General features: G+C 65.3%; 22 protein-coding genes. 10 read left to right on the top strand and 12 right to left on the bottom strand.

The features are described from left to right. Positions 1-35 precede the first annotated feature (35 nt). The gene (locus ACEN9F_RS23775) at positions 36-785 is read left to right on the top strand and encodes a M48 family metalloprotease (protein ID WP_413423939.1); all 750 of its coding nucleotides are present in this window, start codon (positions 36-38) and stop codon (positions 783-785) included. On the opposite strand, the gene ACEN9F_RS23780 is transcribed toward ACEN9F_RS23775, so the two are convergent. Together ACEN9F_RS23780 and ACEN9F_RS23785 are read right to left on the bottom strand one after the other, a co-directional pair. After that, positions 782-1336, bottom strand: coding sequence for a cob(I)yrinic acid a,c-diamide adenosyltransferase (locus ACEN9F_RS23780; protein ID WP_176654740.1), 555 nt, complete (start codon positions 1334-1336; stop codon positions 782-784). The genes ACEN9F_RS23775 and ACEN9F_RS23780 overlap by 4 nt on opposite strands. A 17-nt stretch (positions 1337-1353) precedes the next feature. Continuing rightward, positions 1354-1911, bottom strand: coding sequence for a suppressor of fused domain protein (locus ACEN9F_RS23785; protein ID WP_413423941.1), 558 nt, complete (start codon positions 1909-1911; stop codon positions 1354-1356). A gap of 128 nt (positions 1912-2039) precedes the next feature. On the opposite strand from ACEN9F_RS23785, the gene ACEN9F_RS23790 reads away from it, so the two are divergent. The 4 genes from ACEN9F_RS23790 to ACEN9F_RS23805 all read left to right on the top strand — a co-directional run bounded on the left by ACEN9F_RS23790 (position 2040) and on the right by ACEN9F_RS23805 (position 6770). After that, positions 2040-3539 (top strand): FAD-linked oxidase C-terminal domain-containing protein, encoded by a 1500-nt coding sequence (locus tag ACEN9F_RS23790; RefSeq protein WP_413423943.1) that lies wholly within the window; start codon positions 2040-2042, stop codon positions 3537-3539. A gap of 1 nt (position 3540) precedes the next feature. Beyond that, on the top strand, positions 3541-4620 hold the full coding sequence (gene glcE, locus ACEN9F_RS23795) for a glycolate oxidase subunit GlcE (protein WP_413423945.1): 1080 nt from the start codon (positions 3541-3543) through the stop codon (positions 4618-4620). Positions 4621-4639: 19 nt separating this feature from the next. Continuing rightward, complete coding sequence (gene glcF, locus ACEN9F_RS23800) at positions 4640-5896, top strand: glycolate oxidase subunit GlcF (RefSeq protein WP_413423947.1); 1257 nt, start codon at positions 4640-4642, stop codon at positions 5894-5896. A gap of 97 nt (positions 5897-5993) precedes the next feature. Next, positions 5994-6770, top strand: coding sequence for a mechanosensitive ion channel family protein (locus tag ACEN9F_RS23805; RefSeq protein ID WP_413423949.1), 777 nt, complete (start codon positions 5994-5996; stop codon positions 6768-6770). Here the strand turns inward: ACEN9F_RS23805 and ACEN9F_RS23810 are convergent, their stop codons facing one another. From ACEN9F_RS23810 to ACEN9F_RS23825, 4 genes are all read right to left on the bottom strand, one after another. Beyond that, the gene (locus ACEN9F_RS23810; RefSeq protein WP_413423951.1) at positions 6771-9275 is read right to left on the bottom strand and encodes a putative bifunctional diguanylate cyclase/phosphodiesterase; all 2505 of its coding nucleotides are present in this window, start codon (positions 9273-9275) and stop codon (positions 6771-6773) included. 159 nt (positions 9276-9434) lie between these two features. Then, a complete protein-coding gene (locus ACEN9F_RS23815; protein ID WP_413423953.1) occupies positions 9435-9923 on the bottom strand; it encodes a glutathione peroxidase in 489 nt (162 codons plus the stop codon). Beyond that, positions 9923-11059, bottom strand: a complete 1137-nt coding sequence (locus ACEN9F_RS23820; RefSeq protein ID WP_413423955.1) for a PilT/PilU family type 4a pilus ATPase — start codon at positions 11057-11059, stop codon at positions 9923-9925. Before ACEN9F_RS23820 ends, ACEN9F_RS23815 begins: the two co-directional genes overlap by 1 nt. A gap of 32 nt (positions 11060-11091) precedes the next feature. Next, positions 11092-12135, bottom strand: coding sequence for a type IV pilus twitching motility protein PilT (locus tag ACEN9F_RS23825; protein WP_413423957.1), 1044 nt, complete (start codon positions 12133-12135; stop codon positions 11092-11094). A 73-nt stretch (positions 12136-12208) separates the two neighbouring features. Here ACEN9F_RS23825 and ACEN9F_RS23830 point away from each other — a divergent pair, with 73 nt between their 5' ends. Then, positions 12209-12907, top strand: a complete 699-nt coding sequence (locus tag ACEN9F_RS23830) for a YggS family pyridoxal phosphate-dependent enzyme (protein ID WP_413423959.1) — start codon at positions 12209-12211, stop codon at positions 12905-12907. A 10-nt stretch (positions 12908-12917) separates the two neighbouring features. After that, positions 12918-13742 carry a pyrroline-5-carboxylate reductase gene (gene proC, locus ACEN9F_RS23835; protein ID WP_413423961.1) on the top strand — a complete coding sequence of 275 codons (825 nt, stop codon included), beginning with the start codon at positions 12918-12920 and terminating at the stop codon, positions 13740-13742. A 3-nt stretch (positions 13743-13745) separates the two neighbouring features. Here proC and ACEN9F_RS23840 read toward each other — a convergent pair whose 3' ends face one another. Then, on the bottom strand, positions 13746-14924 hold the full coding sequence (locus ACEN9F_RS23840) for an SO2930 family diheme c-type cytochrome (protein WP_413423963.1): 1179 nt from the start codon (positions 14922-14924) through the stop codon (positions 13746-13748). Between the two features lie 31 nt (positions 14925-14955). Continuing rightward, the gene (locus tag ACEN9F_RS23845; RefSeq protein WP_413423965.1) at positions 14956-16203 is read right to left on the bottom strand and encodes a parallel beta-helix domain-containing protein; all 1248 of its coding nucleotides are present in this window, start codon (positions 16201-16203) and stop codon (positions 14956-14958) included. 126 nt (positions 16204-16329) lie between these two features. Here ACEN9F_RS23845 and ACEN9F_RS23850 point away from each other — a divergent pair, with 126 nt between their 5' ends. Further along, positions 16330-17346, top strand: coding sequence for a GlxA family transcriptional regulator (locus ACEN9F_RS23850; RefSeq protein WP_413423967.1), 1017 nt, complete (start codon positions 16330-16332; stop codon positions 17344-17346). Here the strand turns inward: ACEN9F_RS23850 and ACEN9F_RS23855 are convergent. Beyond that, on the bottom strand, positions 17319-18038 hold the full coding sequence (locus tag ACEN9F_RS23855; RefSeq protein ID WP_413423969.1) for a hypothetical protein: 720 nt from the start codon (positions 18036-18038) through the stop codon (positions 17319-17321). The genes ACEN9F_RS23850 and ACEN9F_RS23855 overlap by 28 nt on opposite strands. Before the next feature lie 124 nt (positions 18039-18162). Between ACEN9F_RS23855 and ACEN9F_RS23860 the strand changes: the two genes are divergently transcribed. Continuing rightward, positions 18163-18708: a TetR/AcrR family transcriptional regulator gene (locus ACEN9F_RS23860; protein ID WP_413423971.1), complete on the top strand. Its 546-nt coding sequence runs from the start codon at positions 18163-18165 to the stop codon at positions 18706-18708. 22 nt (positions 18709-18730) lie between these two features. On the opposite strand, the gene ACEN9F_RS23865 is transcribed toward ACEN9F_RS23860, so the two are convergent. From ACEN9F_RS23865 to ACEN9F_RS23875, 3 genes are all read right to left on the bottom strand, one after another. Next, positions 18731-19084 (bottom strand): DUF883 family protein, encoded by a 354-nt coding sequence (locus tag ACEN9F_RS23865; protein WP_413423973.1) that lies wholly within the window; start codon positions 19082-19084, stop codon positions 18731-18733. Positions 19085-19170: 86 nt separating this feature from the next. Beyond that, positions 19171-20025 (bottom strand): 4-hydroxybenzoate octaprenyltransferase, encoded by an 855-nt coding sequence (gene ubiA / locus ACEN9F_RS23870; RefSeq protein WP_413423975.1) that lies wholly within the window; start codon positions 20023-20025, stop codon positions 19171-19173. A gap of 52 nt (positions 20026-20077) precedes the next feature. After that, positions 20078-21016, bottom strand: coding sequence for a hydrogen peroxide-inducible genes activator (locus tag ACEN9F_RS23875; RefSeq protein ID WP_413423977.1), 939 nt, complete (start codon positions 21014-21016; stop codon positions 20078-20080). A 109-nt stretch (positions 21017-21125) separates the two neighbouring features. Between ACEN9F_RS23875 and ACEN9F_RS23880 the strand changes: the two genes are divergently transcribed. Beyond that, complete coding sequence (locus ACEN9F_RS23880) at positions 21126-22310, top strand: PilT/PilU family type 4a pilus ATPase (protein WP_413423979.1); 1185 nt, start codon at positions 21126-21128, stop codon at positions 22308-22310. The last annotated feature ends 8 nt before the right edge of the window (positions 22311-22318 follow it).

The following is a 22318-nucleotide window of genomic DNA, read 5'->3' on the forward strand; positions in this document are numbered from 1 at the left end:
TATAAACCGTTTATATCAGATCGCACCGGGGAGGCATGATGAAACTGGTCGCTGCCGGCTTGATAGCCGTATCGCTGACGCACGCCGGCGCGCTCGCCCAGGTGCCGGAATCGGGGCGCGTCCAGGAGCTGCGTTTCAGCGCCGACGAAGTGGATGCCCGCATGGAGGACCGCTACATCGACCGCACCGTCGATCTGGCGGCCGCCGGCAAGCTCGATGAAGACCGCGTCCTGCTGGCCCGCCTGCGCGAGATCGGCGACGGGCTGATACGCGCCGCCGTGGCGCTGAAGCCGGAGGCGGCGCAATGGCAATGGGAAGTGCACACCACCAGTGATCCCGAGGTGGACGCCATCTGCATGGCGGGCGGGAAGATCCTGGTCGGCAGCGCCTTCGTGCGCCAGCTGGCGCTGAACGACGGCGAACTGGCGACGCTGCTGGCGCACGAAGTCGCGCACGCGGTGGCCGAGCACCATCGCGAGACCTTCTCGGAAGCGCTGTTCCTGAACCGCTTCCCGGCGGTGCCGCTGGAGGTGGTGATGGAGCGGCTGGACAGCGACCTGTCGCTGCAAATCCGCCTGTCGACCTTATCGAGCCTGCAGGAATCCGAGGCCGATCAATTGGGCATGGTGCTGGCGCACCGCGCGGGGTGGCCGCCCGCCGGCATGGTCAGCTTCTACCGCAAGCTGGCCGCCGGCGAACAGGGAGCGCTGATCTCGGGCGCCTATCCGGCCACGGCTTCGCGCCTCAGCATGGCCAAGGGCATGGCGCGGCTGTTCGGGGACTAGCCGCGCTTGCGCTCGTGCTGCCACAGCACGTCGCTGCCGCCGGCGTAGCGGTTCAATACGCGCGACAGCACAAACATCAGGTCCGACAAGCGGTTCACATACTGGCGCGGATGCTCGTGGATGGTCTCGGTCTTGCCCAGCGTGACAATCGCGCGCTCGGCGCGGCGGCACACGGTGCGGCACACGTGCGCCTGCGAGGCGGCGCGCGAGCCGGCCGGCAGGATGAATTCCGTCAGCGCCGGCAGCGTGGCGTTGTACTTGGCCAGCAGCGTGTCCAGGCGCTCGACGTGCGCCTCGGTGATCATCTGGTAGCCGGGGATGCACAACTCGCCGCCGAGGTCGAACAGGTCGTGCTGGATGGTGACCAGTTCCTCGCGCAGGTCGGCCGGCATGTCTTCGCACAGCAGCAGGCCGATATGCGAGTTCAGTTCGTCCACTTCGCCGATCGAGTGGATGCGCACGCTGTCCTTGTCGGTGCGGCTGCCGTCACCGAGGCCGGTGGTGCCGCCGTCGCCGGTGCGGGTGGCGATTTTAGAGAGTCGGTTGCCCATGGTGGCTCCTGAGTGAATTATTTGCCGGCGATGCTGGCGCGCGCCGGGTCATACGGGTGGAAGGCCGGCGCGCTCCAGAAGGCTTCGGTGCCCTTGGCCTCGCACAAGGCGATTTCCTCCTCGTACATCGGGAACAGGCCGGCCAGGTAGATGGTGCGGTCCCGCAGCTCGAACTTGACTTGATCCTTGCTCATGAACTGCGGCCGGTAGACGAAACAAGCGTTCATCGTGCTGTCGCCGGTCAGCGGCATGTTCAGGCCGAAGGATGTCTGGTAGGCGAACGAGTGCTTGTTGAAGAACTCTTGCGCGAGGTAGGCGGCGGCCATGCCCCAGCCTTTATCGGTGGTCTGCAGCGCGAAGCTCAGCTCGGGCTTGCCGTTCACCCATTCCGGGTGGTTGGCGTTGGACAGGCCTGCGGTCACAGCGGTCAGTATGCCCGGCGCGGGAAAATCGGCGAAGTAGAAGATCATCATGCGTGGACGTTCGTCCAGCCTGACCTGGCTGATTTCCGTTGCCTGCCTGCCGAAACGCTGCTCCAGCGCCTGGAGCCACTCTTGTTCAAAATTGTATTCCATACTGTTCCAGTGAAATGTGATACAGCTGCGACCGAAAGATTATACGCTGCGGGCCCGTCAAAGATATCGCCTGGCCGGGCGTTTGTGCTTACAATCGAGGCTCATTCGTGTTTTCAGGCACCGGTCCCATGAACACTGCCATTCCCGAAGCGGCCATGCTGGCCGATCTCGCCACCCGCCGCGCGCAGGTTTCAGCGGCGCTGCGTCATGTGCTGCCGGCGCGCGCCGTGCTGTCCGAGCCGGAGGATACCCGCCCCTACGAATGCGACGGCCTGGCCGCCTACCGGCAGCTGCCGATGATCGTGGTGCTGCCGGACAGCGAGGCGCAGATCGTCGCCGTATTGCAGGTGTGCCGCGAGCTGAAGGTGCCGGTGGTGCCGCGCGGCGCCGGCACCGGCCTGTCCGGCGGCGCGATGCCGATCGCCGACGGCGTGGTGCTGTCGACCGCGCGCCTCAACCGCATCGTGCGCATGGACGCGTATTCGCGTACGGCGGTGGTGCAGCCGGGCGTGCGCAACCTGGCCATCTCGGAAGCGGCGGCGCAGCACGGCCTGTACTACGCGCCCGATCCGTCGTCGCAGATCGCCTGCACCATCGGCGGCAACGTGGCGGAGAATTCCGGCGGAGTGCACTGCCTCAAATACGGACTGACGGTGCACAACGTGCTGCGCGTGCGCATGGTCACCATCGACGGCGACGTGGTGGAGCTGGGCAGCGGGGCGCTGGATGCGCCAGGGCTGGACCTGCTGTCGGTGTTCATCGGCTCGGAGGGCATGCTGGGCATCGTCACCGAGGTGACGGTCAAGCTGGTGCCCAAGCCGGCCACGGCGCGCGTCATCATGGCCTCGTTCGACCAGGTGGCGGCCGGCTGTCACGCGGTGGCCGCGCTGATCGCCGCCGGCATCATACCGGCCGGTCTGGAGATGATGGACCAGACCTCGTCGCGCATGGTCGAACCCTTCGTCAAGGCCGGCTACGATACCGACGCCGCCGCCATCCTGCTGTGCGAGGCCGACGGCACCGTCGAGGAAGTGGAAGAGGAAATCGCCCGCATGTCGGCGGTGCTGAACACGGCGGGCGCCAGCGCGATCGCGGTGTCGCAGTCGGAGGCCGAGCGCCTGAAGTTCTGGTCCGGCCGCAAGAACGCCTTTCCGGCGGCCGGCCGCATCTCGCCCGACTACTACTGCATGGACGGCACCATACCGCGCAAGCGCCTGGGCGAAGTCCTGGCCGGCATCGCGGCGATGGAAATCAGGTACGGCCTGCGCTGCGCCAACGTGTTCCATGCGGGCGACGGCAACCTGCATCCGCTGATCCTGTTCAACGCCAACATCCCCGACGAGTTCGAGCGCGCCGAAGCCTTCGGCGCGGAGATCCTGGCGCTGTGCGTGGCGGTGGGCGGCACCATCACCGGCGAGCATGGCGTGGGCATCGAGAAGATCAACTCGATGTGCGTGCAGTTCGCGCCGGCCGAGCTGGAGGCGTTCTTCTCGGTCAAGCGCAGCTTCGACGCGCACCGCCTGCTCAATCCGGACAAGGCCATCCCGACGCTGAACCGCTGCGCCGAATTCGGCAAGATGCGCGTCAGCGGCGGCGCGCTGCCGTTTGCCCACCTGCCACGCTTTTGACATGACGACCGATACCCACACCGACATCGCCGCGCAGTTCAGCGCGCGCATACGCGCCGCGACCGCCGCCGGCAGTCCGCTGCGCCTACGCGGCGGCGGCACCAAGGATAGCTACGGCCAGGCGCTGACGGGCGATGTGCTCGATACGCGGGCTTACAACGGCATCGTGTCGTATGAGCCGACGGAACTGGTGATCACCGCGCGCTGCGGCACGCCGCTGGCGGAGATCGAGGCCTTGCTGGCGCGGCACCACCAGATGCTGGCGTTCGAGCCGCCGCGCTTCGGCCCCGGGTCGACGATAGGCGGCGTGGTGGCCAGTGCGCTGTCCGGCCCGCGCCGCGCCAGCGCCGGCGCGGTGCGCGACTTCGTGCTGGGCGCGGTGCTGATGGACGGGCGCGGCGAGGCGCTGCGCTTCGGCGGCCAGGTGATGAAGAACGTGGCGGGCTACGACGTGTCGCGCCTGCTGGCCGGCTCGCTCGGCACGCTGGGCCTGATCCTCGAAGTGTCGCTGAAGGTGCTGCCGGTGCCGCTGCGCGAAGCCAGCCTGCGGTTCGAGATGAGCGAAATCGATGCGCTGCGCCATCTGAACGAATGGGCGGGCCAGCCGTTGCCGATCTCGGCCAGCTGCTGGCATCAGGGCGTGCTGTCGCTGCGGCTGTCGGGCGCGGAGGCGGCCGTGGTCGCGGCACGGCGCAAGCTGGGCGGCGAGGCCATGGGGGAAGGCGTGGACGGCGGCTCCGGCTTCTGGACCTCGCTGCGCGACCAGACGCACCCGTATTTCAGCGGCGGCAGCTTGTGGCGCCTGTCGGTGCCGTCCGCCGCCAGCGCCATCATCCTGCGCGGCGAGCAGCTGATCGAATGGGGCGGCGCGCAGCGCTGGCTCAAGGTGGATGACGCCGCGCAGGCGGACAGCATCCGCCGCAGCGTGTCGGCGGCCGGCGGCCACGCCACCTTGTTCCGCGGGCCGGACAAGAGCGTGGGCGTGTTCCATCCGCTGGCGCCGGCCGTGATGCAGATCCATCAGCGCCTGAAGGACTCCTTCGATCCCGCCGGGATCTTCAATCCCGGCCGCATGTACTGAGCAGGGACTAAAAAACACCATGCAAACCAATCTCGCCGACTTCATCAAGAACACCCGCGAAGGCGAAGAGGCCGACGCCATCCTGCGCTCCTGCGTGCACTGCGGTTTCTGCACCGCCACCTGTCCCACTTACCAGCTATTGGGCGACGAGCTGGATGGCCCGCGCGGACGCATCTACCTGATCAAGCAGGTGCTGGAAGGCGCGCCCGTCACCGTCAAGACCCAGACCCACCTGGACCGCTGCCTGACCTGCCGCAACTGCGAAACCACCTGTCCATCCGGCGTCAAGTACGGCCGCCTGATCGACATCGGCCGCAAGGTGGTGGAGCAGCGCGTGCAGCGTCCTCTGGCCGAGCGCCTGAAGCGGCTGGTGCTGAAGGAGGCGTTGCCGCGCAAGTCCGTGTTCACGCCGGCGCTGCGCGCGGGCCAGCTGTTCCGGCCCCTGCTGTCGCCGGCATTGCAGGACAAGATCCCGGCGCTGCAAAGCGCCGGCGCCTGGCCGTCGCGCCAGCATGCGCGCAAGATGCTGGTGCTGGAAGGCTGCGCGCAGCCGGGCATGGCGCCCAATATCAACGCCGCCGCCGCGCGCGTGCTCGATGCGCTGGGCGTGCAGCTGATGGTGGCGCCCAAGGCCGGCTGCTGCGGCGCGGTGCGCCATCACCTCAACGACCAGGAAGGCGCGCTGGACGACATGCGCCGCAATATCGACGCCTGGTGGCCGCAGGTGGAAAACGGGGCGGTGGAGGCGATCGTCATGACCGCGTCCGGCTGCGGCGTCACCGTCAAGGAGTACGGCCACCTGCTGGCGCACGACGGCGCCTATGCCGGCAAGGCGCAGCGCATCGCGGCGTTGACGCGCGACCTGAGCGAGATCATGCCGGAGTTCGAAGCGGCGCTGGCGCGCAAGGCCAGCATCAGGGAGCGCGTCGCCTATCACCCGCCGTGCACGCTGCAGCATGGCCAGCAGATACGGGGCAAGGTGGAGGGCGTGCTGCGCGCGGTCGGCGTCGACGTGGTGCTGTGCGCGGACAGCCATCTGTGCTGCGGCTCGGCGGGCACCTACTCGATCTTGCAGCCGGAGCTGTCGCTGCAGCTGCGCGACCGCAAGCTGGAGAACCTGGCCGAGACCGGCGCCACCACCATCGTCTCGGCCAACGTCGGCTGCACCGCGCACCTGCAATCGGGCACGCAGACGCCGGTGATGCATTGGATAGAACTGATCGACCGCGCGCTGGGCCGGCCGGATCACTTGGCGCCCGTCAAAGGCGCTGCCTAAACACGGAACTTTGACCGCCGCCCGTTGCCTACCACATAGGAGGCAAGGGAGGCACCGGTGCGGCCTGCCTCCATGCGATTAACCAACTGGAGGAATCATGCAAAACCAAATCACCGAGTGGGGCGCAGCCCTGATGACATCGCTGGCCGGCGCCATGGCGTTGCTGTTCCAGGCGATCCCGAAACTGATCGGATTTGCCGTCATCATCATCGTCGGCTGGCTGGTCGCGGCGGTGCTGGCGAAAGCCATCGTGGTGCTGCTGCGTTCAGTGAAATTCAACGACCTGGCGCAGCGCGCCGGCCTGGCCGGCTTCGTCCAGAACATGGGCATGCAAATGGATTCGGTCGGCATGATTGGGGCCGTGGTCAAATGGTTCGTGCGGCTGATCGCGCTGGTGGTCGCGTTCGATGCGCTGGGCCTGCCGGCGGTGTCGGAGGTGCTGCGGCAGGTGCTGCTGTGGCTGCCGAACGTGGTGGTGGCGGTGGTGATCCTGGTCATCGCTGGCCTGGCCGGCAACTCGCTGGGCCGGCTGGTGCGCGGCACGGCCGCCGAAAGCGGCTTGCGCAACGCCGACCTGCTGGGCAAGGTGGCCACCTGGCTGGTGATGGGCTTCGGCGTGATCGTGGCGATCAGCCAGCTCGGCATCGCGACCGTGTTCCTCAATGCGCTGTTCGTGGCGCTGGTCGGCGCGGTGGCGCTGGCGGCGGGCCTGGCGTTCGGGCTGGGCGCGCGCGAGACGGCGGCCCAGATCGTCCGCGAATGGTACGTCAAACGCCGGCAGAAGTGGGGCGGGCCGGTGACGGCGGCGGGCGGTACGATGGAAGCGCCGGACGCGCTCAGCGAGCGGCGCATGCGGGAACGGCGTATCGGCTAGCTAACCCTGGACGAACAAGGGCATCTGCGAGGTGCCGCCGGCCGGCTCGCCGTGCAGGCTGAGGATGGGCGGCAGCTTGGCGGCGGCCTGCCAGATCGGCGCGGCGTCGAAGCCGGCGACCCATGACAGGATGTCGTCGGCCGGCATCGGCCGCGCGATGCCGTAGCCCTGCGCCAGGTCGCAACCCAGCCGCATCAGCATGGCGCCGTGCTCGATGGTCTCCACACCCTCGGCGATGACGCCCAGGCCGAAGGACCTGGCCAGGCCGATCACCGCGCTGACCAGGTGCAGGTCGTCGCGGTCCACCAGCATGTTGCGCACGAAGCTTTGGTCGATCTTCAGCACGTCGGCCGGCAGGCGCTTGAGGTAGGACATCGACGAGTAGCCGGTGCCGAAATCGTCCAGCGCGAAGCTGATGCCCAGCGCCTGGCAGTCGAGCATGATGCTGCGCACGTGGCCGATGTCGCTCAGCGCGGACGATTCCAGGATCTCCAGCTCCAGCATGTGCGGCGGCACGTCCGGGAATTCGGACAGGATGGTTTTCAGCCGCTCGACGAAATCGGGCCGCTGGAAATGGCGCGCCGCGATGTTGACGCTGATGACCCAGCGCGGATCGACGGCGCGCCACGACTGCAGCTGGCGCAGCGCTTCGCGCAGCACCCATTCGCCGATATCGACGATCACATCGCTGTGCTCGACGATCGGCAGGAACTCCATCGGCCCGATCACGCCGCGCTGCGGATGCTGCCAGCGCAGCAGCGCTTCCATGCCGATGATGCGGCCCCTGCGCATATCCAGCTTGGGCTGGTAGTACAGCCGCAGCTCGCCGGCGCGCAGCGCGGCCCGCACTTCGGTGCGGCGGTTGTGGTGGGTGCGCACCTGTTCATCCAGGTCGGCGTCGAAGAAGTGATAGCGGTTGCGGCCCGTGATCTTGGCCTGGTACAGCGCCTGGTCGGCGTGGCGCAGCAGGCTGTCGGCGCTGACGTCGTTGCCGGTGTAGACCGCGATGCCGACGCTGGCCGACATGCTGACCGCGTCGCCTTCGCAGATGTAGTTGCGCGACAGCGCCGCCATCAGGCGTTCCATCGCGCTCTCGATGGCGCCGCGGTCGTTCAGCTCCGGCAGCAGCAGCACGAACTCGTCGCCGCCCAGGCGCGCCACGTAGTGGCGCTGGCCGGCGAAGTCGTGCAGGCGGCTGGCGGCCTGCTTGAGGATTTCGTCGCCGATGGCCTGGCCCAGGCTCTGGTTCACGTGCTGGAAATGATCGAGGTCGAACAGGCACACCGCCAGCAGATAGCCTTCCTCGCGCGCGCGCGTCACTTCCTGCTCGAAGCGGGTCGCCAGCGCCGCGCGGTTGGGCAGGCCGGTCAGGATATCGTGGTTGCTCTGCCAAGAGATCTGCTGCATCAGCTGGCGGCGCTCGGTGACGTCGCGGAACACCAGCACCGAGCCTTGCACCTCGCCGTGCGCGGCGCGGATCGCGTTGGCGGTGTACTCCACGGTGCAGGTGTCGCCCATGCGGTTGCGCAGGCTCTGGTTGCCGACCTTGATCACTTCGCCGCCGGCATAGATCGCCGTCATCGATTTGAGCAGCGAGTGCTGGCCGAAGTTATTCGCCAGCACGAACACCTGGTGCAGCTCCATGCCGCGCGCGCGCGATTCGGCCCAGCCGGTCAGCTGCTGGGCGACTTCGTTGATGGTGTCGATCTTGCCGGTCAGGTCGGTGGTGATGACGGCGTCGCCGATCGAGGCCAGCGTGACTTCGATGCGGTCCTTCTCGGCCTGCAGCTGCCGCTGCGCCTGCAGCGTGCGCTCCAGCTGCGCGCTCAGCTGGGACTGGCTCTGTTGCAGCTTGTGCACCAGCGCCTGCACGCGCTGCGCCATGTTGTTGAAGGTGGTGGCCAGCATGCGCGCCTCCAGCGTGCCGCGCACCGGCAGGCGCACGCCGTGGTCGCCGCCCTGGAAGCGGTTGGTGGCCGCGGTCAGGCGGTTCAGCATGCGCTTGTTGGCGAAGATGATGATGCCCAGCAGCGTGTAGATGATGGCGATGTTGAGCGCCGAGATCACCGCCTGCTGGTGCACGGTGCGCCACACCTGGGCCAGCGGCAGCGTGGGATCGAACACCAGCACCAGGCTGGCGTTGCCGACGTAAATAGTGCGGTGGACCGGCGCCATCATGCCGAGATCGAGGAACCAGTCCGGTGCGTCGGACTTGACGTGCGTGGTGCGCAGCGCTTCCAGGTGGCCGCCCGCATAGTCCAGCCGGGCCGAGGCCAGGTCGGCGTTGAGCAGCAGGGCGGTGGACAGGGTGTTGTCGAGCGCGGCGCGGTCGGGGGCGGCCAGCGCCGGCAGCAGGGACTTGTGCAGGTGGATGCCCAGGTCGGCGGCATCTTTTTGATAGCGGGCCTGGGCGTAGGAGGTCTCCGCCTGCAGCAGCAAACTGTAGCGCACGCCGACCACCACCGCGATGATCACGAAGATGGGCAGGAACAAACGGGAATACATTCCCATCCGCATCCAGGGCGACAGTAGTTTTCCAAACAAGGGCATAGGCGACTGATACGAGTTGGAAATGACCAGAGATCATTATTACCGAAAAGTTAACCTAAAGCACGTTTTTTGGAAAACGTTTTCACATCTTTACCTGCTGTCCTGTACAGTTTTCTACTCGGCCAACAACTTTTCGATGTCGGCGATCAGCTCTTCAGGCTTGGTGGCAGGGGCGTAGCGGTTGTAAACCGTGCCGTCCTTGCGGATCAGGAACTTGGTGAAGTTCCACTTGATGCCCTCGGTCCCGAGGATGCCGGGCGCGTCTTTTTTGAGTTTTTTAAACAACGGATGGGCGTTGTCGCCGTTGACGTCGACTTTGGCGAACAATGGGAAGGTCACGCCGTAGTTCTTTTCGCAGAAGGCGCCGATCTCCCCGGCCTCGCCCGGCTCCTGGCCGCCGAACTGGTTGCAGGGAAAGCCGAGCACCACCGCGCCCTTGTCCTTGAACTGCTCGTAGACCGCTTCCAGCCCCTGGTACTGGGGCGTGAAGCCGCATTTGCTGGCCGTGTTGACGATCAGCAGGACCTGGCCCTTGTACCGGCTCAGGTTGACGGGCTGGCCCGACAGGCTGTCGGCGCTGAGGTCGAAGATAGTATTTTCCATTAGACGATACCCAAATGTTCGGTTCCGGCCGAGAGATCCCGGTTCTTGGCGGCTTTGCCTTCGAGCTTGATGGCCAGCCGCAGGTCGTTGACGGAGTCGGCGTTGCGCAGCGCGTCCTCGTAGGTAATCATATCCGCTTCGTGCAGATCGAACAGCGACTGGTCGAAAGTCTGCATGCCCAGCTCGCGCGATTTCTTCATCAGCTCCTTGATCTCGTGCACCTGGCCCTTGAAGATCAGGTCCGAGATCAGCGGCGAATTGAGCAGGATCTCGATCGCCACCGCGCGGCCCTTGGATTCCTTCTTCGGAATCAGGCGCTGCGAGACCATGCCCTTCAGGTTCAGCGACAAGTCCATCAGCAACTGCTGGCGGCGCTCCTCGGGGAAGAAGTTGATGATGCGGTCCAGCGCCTGGTTGGCGCTGTTGGCGTGCAAGGTGGCCAGGCACAGGTGGCCGGTCTCGGCGAAGGCGATCGCGTGGTCCATGGTCTGGCGGTCGCGGATCTCGCCGATCTGGATCACGTCCGGCGCCTGGCGCAGCGTGTTCTTCAGCGCCACTTCCCAGTCGTCGGTGTCGACGCCGACCTCGCGCTGGGTGACGATGCAGTTCTTGTGCGGGTGGACGTACTCGACCGGGTCCTCGATGGTGATGATGTGGCCGTAGCTGTTTTCGTTGCGGTAGCCGACCATGGCGGCCAAGGTGGTCGACTTGCCGGAGCCGGTGGCGCCGACCATGATCACCAGTCCGCGCTTGGACATCACCACATCCTTGAGCACCTCGGGCAGGCCGAGGTCTTCCAGTTTCGGGATCTCGCTGGTGATGGTCCGCAACACCATGCCGACCGAACTCATCTGCACAAACGCCGACACCCGGAAGCGGCCCAGGTCGCCGGGACTGATGGCGAAGTTGGCCTCCTTGGTCAGCTCGAAGCCGGCGGTCTGCTTATCGTTCATGATGGAACGGGCCAGGTCGGTGGTATGGGCGGACGTCAGGACCTGCGCCGACACCGGCGTCATCTTGCCGTCGATCTTGATCGCCGGCGGGAAGCCGGCGGTGATGAACAAGTCCGACCCTTTTTTCGCGGTCATCAGCCGCAGCAGGTCGAACATGAATTTGGATGCCTGGTCGCGTTCCATGATGTGTCCTTTCAAAGAGCGGTGGCCGCAGTTTAGCCGGGGAAGTTGTCGGGCGTCTTGGCGGCGTTGCGGGCGGCGGCGCTGCTGATGACGTTGCGGCGCACCAGGTCCGTCAGGTTCTGGTCCAGGGTCTGCATGCCGACATTGCTGCCGGTCTGGATCGCCGAGTACATCTGCGCGATCTTGGCTTCGCGGATCAGGTTGCGGATCGCCGGCGTGGCGACCATGATCTCGTGCGCGGCCACGCGGCCGGCGCCGTCCTTGGTCTTCAGCAGCGTCTGCGAGATCACCGCCTGCAAGGATTCGGACAGCATCGCCCGCACCATTTCCTTTTCGTCGGCCGGGAAGACGTCGACGATACGGTCGATGGTCTTGGCGGCCGACGAGGTGTGCAAGGTGCCGAACACCAGGTGGCCCGTCTCCGCCGCCGACAAGGCCAGGCGGATGGTTTCCAGGTCGCGCAGCTCGCCGACCAGGATGCAGTCCGGATCTTCCCGCAGCGCCGAGCGCAGCGCGTTGTTGAACGACAGCGTGTGCGGCCCCACTTCGCGCTGGTTGATCAGGCATTTCTTCGATTCGTGCACAAACTCGATCGGGTCTTCGATCGTCAGGATGTGGCCATATTCGTTTTCATTGAGGTGGTTGACCATCGCCGCCAGGGTGGTCGATTTGCCGGAGCCGGTCGGCCCCGTCACCAGCACCAGGCCGCGCGGCTTGAGCGCGAATTCGGCGAAGATCTTGGGCGCGTTCAAGTCCTCCAGGCTGAGGATCTTGGAGGGAATCGTCCGCAGCACCGCCGAGGCTCCGCGCTCCTGGTTGAAGGCGTTGACGCGGAAGCGCGCCAGGCCCGGAATCGCGAACGAAAAGTCGCACTCCAGCATTTCCTCGTAGGCTTTGCGCTGGCCGTCGTTCATGATGTCATAAATCATGCCGTGCACGTCCTTGTGCTCCAGCGGCGGCAGGTTGATGCGGCGCACGTCGCCGTGCACCCGTATCATCGGCGGCAGTCCGGCCGACAGGTGCAGGTCCGAAGCCTTGTTCTTGACGGAGAATGCGAGAAGTTCGGAGATGTCCATTTATAATCCCTGTGCCCAGACGTTGGTTGGTGGCGCTTTACCGCTGTTTTTAACGCTTTTTAACTCGATGATTATGTCCCTGATCCCCCAGAACTTGCAAGCAATCACCGCGACAATTGTTGCCGCAGCCCAAGAATCGGGCCGTCCGCCACAGTCGGTGCAGTTGCTGGCCGTGTCCAAGACCTTCGGGCCGGAGGCGGTGCTGGAGGCGGTCCAGGCGGGCCAGCGGGCCTTCGGCGAGAACTATCTGCAGGAGGGCTTGGACAAGATCCGCAGCCTGCAGGAACTGGGCGCGCCGGCGCTGGCCTGGCATTTCATCGGCCCCATCCAGAGCAACAAGACCCGTCCCATCGCCGAGCACTTCGCCTGGGTGCACACGGTCGAGCGCGAGAAGATCGCGCAGCGGCTGTCCGAACAGCGGCCGGCCGGCATGGCGCCGCTGCAGATTTGTCTGCAGGTGAATATCAGCGGCGAGGCCAGCAAGAGCGGCGTCGCCGCGGAGGAATTGGCGGCACTGGCCCACAAGGTCGCGGCGCTGCCCAACCTGACCTTGCGCGGCCTGATGGCGATCCCCGAGCCGGCCGTGGAATTCGAGCAGCAGCGCGCGGCCTTCGCCCGGCTGCGGGCTTTGTACGAGCAACTGCGCGCCGGCGGCCTGGCGCTCGATACGCTGTCGATGGGCATGTCGGCCGACCTGCGCGCGGCGGTCGTCGAAGGCGCCACCATCGTGCGCGTCGGCAGCGCTATTTTTGGATCACGACACTATTCCTGAAGAAGACACCATGAAGATTGCATTTATCGGAGGCGGCAACATGGCCGCCGCCCTGATCGCGGGACTGGCCAACAAGCTGACGCAGGCGGCCGACATCCACGTGGTCGATCCCAACGCCGACGCGCTGGCGCGCCTGCGCACCCAGTACGGCGTGACCACGGCCGGCGCGATCGACGCCGGCGTGTCCGGCGCCGAGGTGATCGTGCTGGCGGTCAAGCCGCAAAGCATGCGCGAAGTGACGGCGCAATTGCTGCCCTTCGTGAACAAGCTGAAGCAGCCGCTGATCGTCTCGATCGCGGCCGGCATCCGCAGCGCGGACCTGTCGCGCTGGCTGGGCGGCTATGGCGCCATCGTGCGCTGCATGCCGAACACGCCGGCGCTGATCGGCATGGGCATCACCGGCATGGTGGCGATGGCCGGCGTCAATGAGCAGCAGCGGACTTTCGCCGACGACATCCTGCGCGCGGTCGGCGCCACCGTGTGGCTGGACGACGAATCGAAGATCGACGCGGTGACCGGCTTGTCGGGCAGCGGCCCGGCCTATGTGTTCTATTTCATCGAGGCGATGCAGCAGGCCGCCGCCGAGCTGGGCCTGAGCGCGGAGCAGGGCACGCAGCTGGCGCTGGCGACCTTCAACGGCGCGGCGCAACTGGCGACCCGTTCGACCGAGCCGGTGTCGCTGCTGCGCGAGCGCGTCACGTCCAAGGGCGGCACCACGTACGCCGCGCTGACCAGCATGGAAGGCAGCGGCGTCAAGGCCGCCATCGTCAAGGCGGTGCACGCCGCCGCCCAGCGCGGCAAGGAAATGGGCGACGAGCTGGGCGCCGCCGATTAAGGACTAGGCGCCGGCCGGCGCAACGTCGGCGTTGTTGCAGCCTTGCTTCATCGCTGCGATCCATTGGCGGATCAGGGCCACGCCCTCCTTGTGGACCGATCCGCGTCCCAGTTCCGGCATCATCACGCCCGGTTCGGCGGAATTCAAACGGTAGACCATGATCGACTGCTCCGGCTTGCCCGGCGCGATGCCGTAGCCGTGCCCGCCGGTGCCGGCGCCCGCCGCCACCGGCGGCTTGCACAGGCCCAGGTGCAGGTCGGCCGGCGCGCCGATGTTCAGGTGCAGCGCGGTGGTGTTGGCCGCGCCCTTGTCGTTGTGGCAGTGGGCGCAGTTGATGTCCAGGTAGGCGCGGGCGCGCGCATCCAGCGTCTGCGACTTGTCGCGCCAGTCGGCGTTGCGGGGCGCGGCCGCCGCCGCGTTGGCCGGCACGCCGCTCAGGTAGCCGATGCGCGCCAGGTAGTCGAGCTGGTTGACGCTGACGCCGTCATAGGCATAGCTGCGGTTCATATGGCGCGCCTTCGGCCCGATCGGCTCGAACTTGCGCGACTTCACATCGGCCACGTGGCACGAGGCGCATTGGTTCACGTTCGGCACCACATAGGTCAGCGCCTTGCTGGTCTTGTCCTCATGGATCACCTTCAGCGGCACCTGGTCGCCGGTGCGCGACAGCACAGCCTCGGTCTGGTCGGCATTCCACACATAGGGCAGGGCGATCCAGCCGTCGGCGCGGCGCACCAGCAGGCGGGTTTCGACCAGGCGCACGGTGGCCAGGTCGAGCTTGTCGCCGCCGTTCTTGCTGCTGTCGTAGGTGGCCAGCACCGCGCGGTCGGTGCCGGCCGCCTTGGGGAAGTAGAAGGTCTTGCTGATGATGGTGCCGACCGGGAAATCGAACGCGGTCTCGCCGTTGTAGACGGCGCTCTGGCCCTTGGGCATCCAGATGGTGCGCAGTTTCTGCGCGTAGTCGGTGAACAGCGGCGTGTTCAGGTCGTAGGGCACGACCTCCTTGTTGAGATTGAGGCGGCCGCCGGAGACGGCCATCAAATGCCAGTCGCTGAGTTTTTCGGGATTGCCTTCGGCGATAAACGTAACTGGGGCCGGGCGCTGCGTGCACGCCGCCAGGGCGAGCACGCACGCAACCACGGCCGCCGCCCGCAGCGGGCGGTAAGCGAATGCAGACATCATTGTCGGGACGACCTTATTAACAAGTTCAAGTTCAGGATTGCGCGGCGAGCTGGGTGATCGTCACGGGCGGCAGCTTGGCCAGCTCGCAGCGGAACTGCGCGGTATCCTTGCTTGGGTTCTTGTACTTGTTCGGGCCGTCGGCGTTGAGCACGTCGACGCCGTCCTGGATGCAGATGCGCTGGTCGGCCGGCAACTGGCCCTTGACCAGCAGCCTGGTGTCGATGTAACCATCCCACAGCACGTCCGGCAGGTGGCCGCTCAGGCCGTACATGGCGATCTTCAGCGCCTTCAGGTCCAGGCCGTCGGGCGAATCACCGCCGCCCTTGAAGCGGTTGCCGTAGACGTAGATCGCCTTCGGATACGGATCGTAGTTGGCGGCCACGCCTTTTTCCGTGAAGTAGCCGGTCGAGTGGTAGCTGGAGATGATGACGTTGGCGGTCTGGTTGTCGGTGACGTCGTTGTCGAAGATCTCCACCTTGGAGTTGGAGTTGATGACGATGCCCGAGCCGGCCGGCACGCTGGCCACCGCCGTGCCCTTGGCGGCGAAATTGCCGAGGTTGTTCTTCTCGACCTTGTTCTGGTACACGCGGGTGCTGTGCCCCGGCTGCGACAGGTTGGGCATGTTGAACACCAGGATGCCGCCGGTATTGTTGGTGGCGACGTTGTCGTAGACGTCGGCGTTGATGGTGTTCTCGATCTCGATGCCGGCCACGTTGGCCTCGGCGCGCGAGCGGCGCACCACGACGCCGTTGGACTGGCCGACGTAGATGCCGGCGTCGGAGGCGGCGATCGCCACGCAATCCTCGATCAGCACGTTCTTGGTCTTGACCGGGTAGATGCCGTAGGCGCCGTTGCTGACCTTGGAACCGCCGGTCCACTGCACCTTGACCTTGCGGATGGTGATGTTGTCGCCGTCGTTGATCTTCAGGCCGTCGCCCTTGGAATCCTCGATGGTCAGGCCTTCGATGGTGAAGTTGTTACCGTAGACCAGCATGCCTTCCGGCCCGGCGACCTGGCCCTTGAACGACAGCACGGTCTGCTCCATGCCGGCGCCGCGGATGGTCACGCCGTCGCCGCGCAAGGTCAGGCCGGAGGTCAGGTGGTAAGTGCCGGCCGGGATCTCGACCACGGTGCCGGGCTTGGCGTCCAGCAGCTGCTCCTGCAGCTTCTTCTGGAACGCCGCGTCGGCGCCGGCTTTTTCCGCCGAGACGGGCGCCTCGGTCTTGCCGCAGGCGCCCAGCAGGACGCCGATGGTGCAGCAAACTGCAACTACTTTCATTGCCTTGTACATGTACTGTCCCCTCATTTTTATATTCTGTAGAGTGCTTGGCAAGATTGAGTATATCTTTGGCTTGTTGTTTTATAACGTCGAATTTCGGCCAATAATACTGTTAGTATCGGCCACATGATGACAGTCGCCGTGTATATCGATGACAACTGCTGGGCCGGGCTGGCGATGCTGGTCAAGGAGGCGTTCGCCATCGCCGGCACGCTGCATGCGCGCAATGCCGACCTGTCGGCGTCGGCCTTGTTCCAGGTGCGGCTGACGGCGCGCGGCAAGGGTGCGGTGCGCAGCTTCACCGGCCCGGCGCTGGTGCCGGAAGCCACGCTGGCCGATGCCGCGCTGCCGCAGATCGTCGTGGTGCCGGCTTTCTTCTTTGCCGACGAAGAGCGCAAGCCGATCCCGCCGCGTTTGCGGCGCTGGCTGATCGACGCCTACGACAACGGCGCCACCTTGCTGTGCATGGCCAGCGGCGTGCGGGTGCTGGCCGAAACCGGCCTGCTCGACGGCCACGAGGTCACCGGCAATCCATCGGACCAGCGCGTCTTCGCGCGGCACTATCCGCAGATCCGCTTCACGCCGGAGACGCCGCTGGTGATCGACGGCCGCATCATCAGCGCGGCCTCGATCAATCCCTGCATGGACGCGTGCGCCTACCTGGTCGGGCAGTTCGTCGGCGACGGCGCGGCGCGCAAGTTCTCGCGCTACACGAATTCGGTCCAGCATCCGACCTACGAGCGCATGGCGATGAAGAACGCGCCGCACAAGCAGCACGCCGACCAGCGCATCAAGCAGGCGCAGGAGTTCATCGAGCGCCACTTCAAGCAAGAGATATCGGTGGAGGAGGCGGCGCGCCGCTCGGCGATGAGCCTGCGGAATTTCTCGCGGCGTTTCCAGCAGGCGGTGGGCATGGCGCCGCACAGCTACATCGCGCGCTGCCGCGCCGAGTACGCCAAGGACCTGCTGGCGCAACCGGGCATGTCGATCCTCGAGGTGGCGCAGCAATCGGGCTTCCGCAACGAAGTCACGCTGCGCCGCGCCTTCGGCCAACTGCTCGGCACGACGCCGACAGCCTACCGGTCCGCCACCGCGGTCAAGCGCGTACTCCGGGGTCAGGTCCGGCAACTGGACACGAACTGAGCCGTGTCGGTGGGCGGCTCATATAGCACCATGGCTGCCGCAAAGTTCCAGACCGCATGCACGCCGAAAATCGCGGTAAGGCTGGCGGGCGTCAACCGGACGTCGGCAATCAGGAGGTATATCGACGGCAGTAATCCGGCGGCGATGCCGATTGCCGCGCACCAGCGCGGCCGGCGCGAAACCTTCGCGCCTGTCCACAAGGCATGCGACCAAGCCGTCAACGCTGCGCACATCGACAAGAATCCGGCCTTGGTCAGCACTTGAATGGTGATGCCGACAGCGCGCAGGACGGTGCGCGCTAGCTCGGCGTCCGCCGCCGGAGGCGCGAGGAATTGCCGCGCCAGTTGTGGCACCACGAAGCCGTCGAGCAACATGGCCGCCACCATCGCGCAGCAACCCAGTCCGTACGCGGTCAGTGCCAGCAACACGGTGGGGCGACGGCTTCCCAACAGCACGGAGAACACGACGAAGCCCGCAGCCAGCATGGCCAGCATGACGATGAGCGCGCCATGAACGATGCCGTCCATGCGCTGCAGCGCGACGATCTGGGCCAGCGTTTCCTGGACCGACGCTGCGCGGCCGGTTACCGGATGATGCGACAAGGCCGCTAGCGCAAGTGCGGTGGTGCTTGCGATCGCTAGCGCGGCGCGGCGGCGGCATGAGATGAATGACGAGTTGGCAGGCAGATCCATGTGAGTCCTTTACTTTTTTAACAGAGCCACATTAATATCAGTTGCGCTGCAACACTTGGCAGAGGCTTATCCTGCTTCATCCGTTAACGGACAAAACCACCTTACTGTCCGGCAGAGAGATCATATGAACGAGCAAGACCTGGATCGTCGACAGCTGAAAACGCGGTCCGCATTGCATGCGGCGTTTGTCACGCTGTTGCTTGAGCAAGGATATGAGGCGCTGACAATCGGCCGGGTTGCGGATCTAGCAAACGTTGGCCGTTCAACCTTCTACGAACACTATCGGACCAAGCACGACCTTCTTGTGGCAAGCATCCGCAAGCCCTTTAGCGTGCTGGCCGATCTGGTTGAGCCTGGCGCTGGCACGGAGCGGATTCCCGCCTTGTTGCGGCATTTTCGTGAGAATCAGCATGTCGGCAGGGTGTTGCTTGGCTGGCCGGTCAGACCCCTGCTGGGACAAACGCTGGCGGGCCTGATCGCGCTGCGTCTGTCGCGCATGCCGGTAAGTGCGGGGCTGCTGCCGGTGGAAGTGATTGCGAAACAGGTGGCGGAGACCCAGCTTGCGCTGTTGGAGTGCTGGGTACTGGGCCGGCCAGCATGCGGCATCGATGCCGTCGCCGAGGGGCTCAAGCGCGGTACGGCCGCCCTGGTCGGCGCGGGATCCGCTTGAGTTCAGCGGCTTTCGGCGCGAGTTATTTTCGGGTGATCAGCATGCCGAGGATGACGCCCAGCGCGGCGCCCAGGCTGACGGATTTCCATGGGTTGTCGTGGACGTAGGCGTCGGCGCTTTTGGCGGCGCTGCGGCCGCGCGCGATGGCGCTGTCTTCCAGCTTGCGCAGGTCGCTCTTGGCGGTGCGCAGCGTGTCGTCGAAGCGGGCCCGGGTTTCGGAGGGAACGATGCTTTCCTGCGAGGCGGCGTCCTTGAGCCAGGTTTCCGCTTCGCCGATGGCGTTCTTTAATTCATCCATCAGCTTGTCGCGCGCGGCGCTGCTGGCGGCCTGGCTGCCGGTGATGTCGGCTTTGCCGTTCTGTTGGGTTTGATCCATGATGACCTCGTCTGAGTCGCGGGTTGTAGGGGGATAGTCAGTGTAGACAGTGATTATGCCCCCGCTTTGCGCGCACTCAAGGTTCGTTAGCGCAGCGCGTAGTCCAGCGCGACGCCGGCAAATACCGCCGCGCCCAGCCAGTTGTTGTGGCGGAAGGCGTAGAAGCAGGCGTCGCGCTCGCGTCCGCGTATCAGCGTGTAGTGGTAGACGGCGATGCCGGCCGCCACCGCCAGGCCGCCGACGAACCACGCGCCCATGCCCATCCGCAGGCCGCAGGCCAGCAGCAGCGCCAGGTGCACCGCGTAGCAGGTCATCACCGCCGCCACGTCGTAGCGGCCGAAGGTGATGGCCGAGGTCTGGATGCCGATCTTCAGGTCGTCGTCGCGGTCGACCATCGCGTATTCGGTGTCATAGGCCACGGCCCAGAAGACGTTGCCGATCAACAGCATCCAGGCCACCGGCGGCACCGTGTCCTGCACCGCCGCGAACGCCATCGGGATGCCGAAGCCGAAGGCGATGCCCAGGTAAGCTTGCGGAATCGCGAAGAAGCGCTTGAAGTAGGGATAGGTGCCGGCGATGATGACGGCCGCGACCGACAGCTGCCTGGTCAGCGCGTTCAGCGGCAGGATCAGGCAGAACGAGACGATGGCCAGCAGCGCGGCGATCGCCAGCGCTTCCTTGCCGCTGACGCGGCCGCTGGTGATGGGCCGCTGCGCGGTGCGCTTGACGAACTTGTCGATATCCTGGTCGGCGTAGTCGTTCATCGCGCAGCCGGCCGAGCGCATCAGCAGCGTGCCGAGCGCGAAGATGCCCACCAGCGTCCAGTCCGGCTTGCCGCTGGAGGCCAGCCACAGCGCATACAGCGTCGGCCACAGCAGCAGCAGCGTGCCGATAGGTTTGTCCAGCCTGACCAGGCGAAAATAGAGCTCCAGCTTGTTCATGGATAGTGTCGCGTGTAGGGAAAGAGGGGGATTATCGCAAATCCTGCGACGATCATGCGTCGGTGGCGCAGAGGGTGGTGATGCCGGGCAGGTTGCAGGATGCGACGACTTCGCACACCGCGTCGATGGCGGCCTTGCGGGTGAAGCTTTTACGCCACACGATGACCACGCGGCGCGACGGCACCGGCGCGTCGAACTGGCGGAACTGCAGCATGCCTTCCTTGGCGTCCATGTCCGGCACCGAGGCGCGCGGCAGCACGGTCAGGCCGATGCCGCTGGCGACCATGTGGCGGATGGTTTCCAGCGACGAACCTTCGAAGGTGCGCTGCATGCCGTTGCCCGGCGCCGAGAAGCGCGCCATTTCAGGACAGACTTCCAGCACCTGGTCGCGGAAGCAATGGCCGTTGCCCAGCAACAGCATGTTTTCGGTCTTGAGGTCGTCGGCGGGAATGCTCTGGCGCTTGGTCCACGGGTGCTGGGCCGGCATGGCGACCACGAACGGTTCGTCATACAACACTTGCATGGCCATACCGTGTTCCGGCAACGGCAGCGCCATGATGGCGGCGTCGAGCTCGCCCTGGCGCAGCATCTCCAGCAGGCGTACCGTGAAGTTTTCCTGCAGGATCAGCGGCATCTGCGGCACGGTGGCGATCATGCCCTTGACCAGCGGCGGCAGCAGGTAGGGGCCGATGGTGTAGATCACGCCCAGGCGCAACGGGCCGGCCAGCGGATCCTTGTTTTGTTTGGCGAGTTCCTTGATGGCGGCGGTCTGTTCCAGCACGCGCTCGGCCTGGGCGACGATTTGCGCGCCCAGCGGGGTGACCGAGATTTCCGCGCCGCCCCGTTCAAACAGGACCACGCCGAGCTCGTCTTCGAGTTTCTTGATGGCGACCGACAGCGTCGGCTGGGCGACGTAACAGGCCTCGGCCGCATGTCCGAAGTGTTTCGCTCTAGCAACGGCGACGATGTATTTCAGTTCGGTCAGTGTCATGAATGTATTTGAACACAGGCGATGCTGGTATGCAATAAATGAACGCCAAGATGCGCTATTGTAGCGGAATGCTGTAGATATAATGCACCGTAACCAGCGAAAGGCGTGTATGTCCTCCACATTTGGTCCTGAAGAAGCGCAAGCCTATCTGCACAAGCTGCTGAAGGTGATGCACCACACGGGCGGCTCGGATCTGTTCATTTCCGCCGATTTCCCACCCAGTATGAAGTCGCAGGGCGCGATGAAGCCGCTGAGCCAGCAGAAGCTGACCGGCAGCGTGACGCGCGCGCTGGCGCTGTCGATCATGAACGACAAGCAGAAGCGCGAGTTCGAGGCCGAGCTGGAATGCAATTTTGCCATCTCCCTGCCGGAGGTGTGCCGCTTCCGCGTCAACGTCTTCGTGCAGCAGCAGAATGTGGCGATGGTGATACGGACCATTGCCTCCGAAATACCGAATTTTGAAAAGCTGGACCTGCCCGAAGTGCTGAAGGACGTCATCATGACCAAGCGCGGGCTGGTGCTGGTGGTGGGCGGCACGGGCTCGGGCAAGTCGACCACGCTGGCGGCGATGATCGACTACCGCAACGCCAATTCGGCCGGCCACATCATCACGGTCGAGGATCCGGTCGAGTACGTGCACAAGAACAAGGGCTGCCTGATCACGCACCGCGAGGTGGGCGTCGATACGCTGTCGTGGCACAACGCGCTGAAGAACACGCTGCGCCAGGCGCCGGACGTGATCCTGATCGGCGAGATCCGCGATACCGAGACCATGGAGCACGCGATCGCGTTCGCCGAGACCGGCCACCTGTGCCTGGGCACGCTGCACGCGAACAACTCCAACCAGACCATGGACCGCATCATCAACTTCTTCCCGGAAGAGCGGCGCAACCAGCTGTTGATGGACCTGTCGTCCAACCTGCGCGCCATCGTCTCGCAGCGGCTGGTGCGCACCGAGGACGGCAAGGGCCGCAAGGCCGCCATCGAAATCCTGCTCAACACGCCGACGATCGCCGAGATGATCTTCAAGGGCAACTTCCAGGCGATCAAGGAAATCATGCACAAGTCGCGCGAGCTGGGCATGTGCACCTTCGACCAGGCGCTGTACGAACTTTATAATAAGGGCTACATCGCTTACGAAGAAGCGATCCGCAATGCCGATTCGGCCAACGGCCTGCGCCTGCAGATCAAGCTGCGCGGCGACCGCCGCGAGCCCGGCGATACCGGCGCGTCCGCTTCCGACTCGCTCAGCATGCAGATCGAGGAGGAACCGGAAGATGAAGAACCCAAATAAACTGAAAA

The organism is Duganella sp. CT11-25 (assembly GCF_047302815.1).
GTDB lineage: Bacteria > Pseudomonadota > Gammaproteobacteria > Burkholderiales > Burkholderiaceae_D > Rugamonas.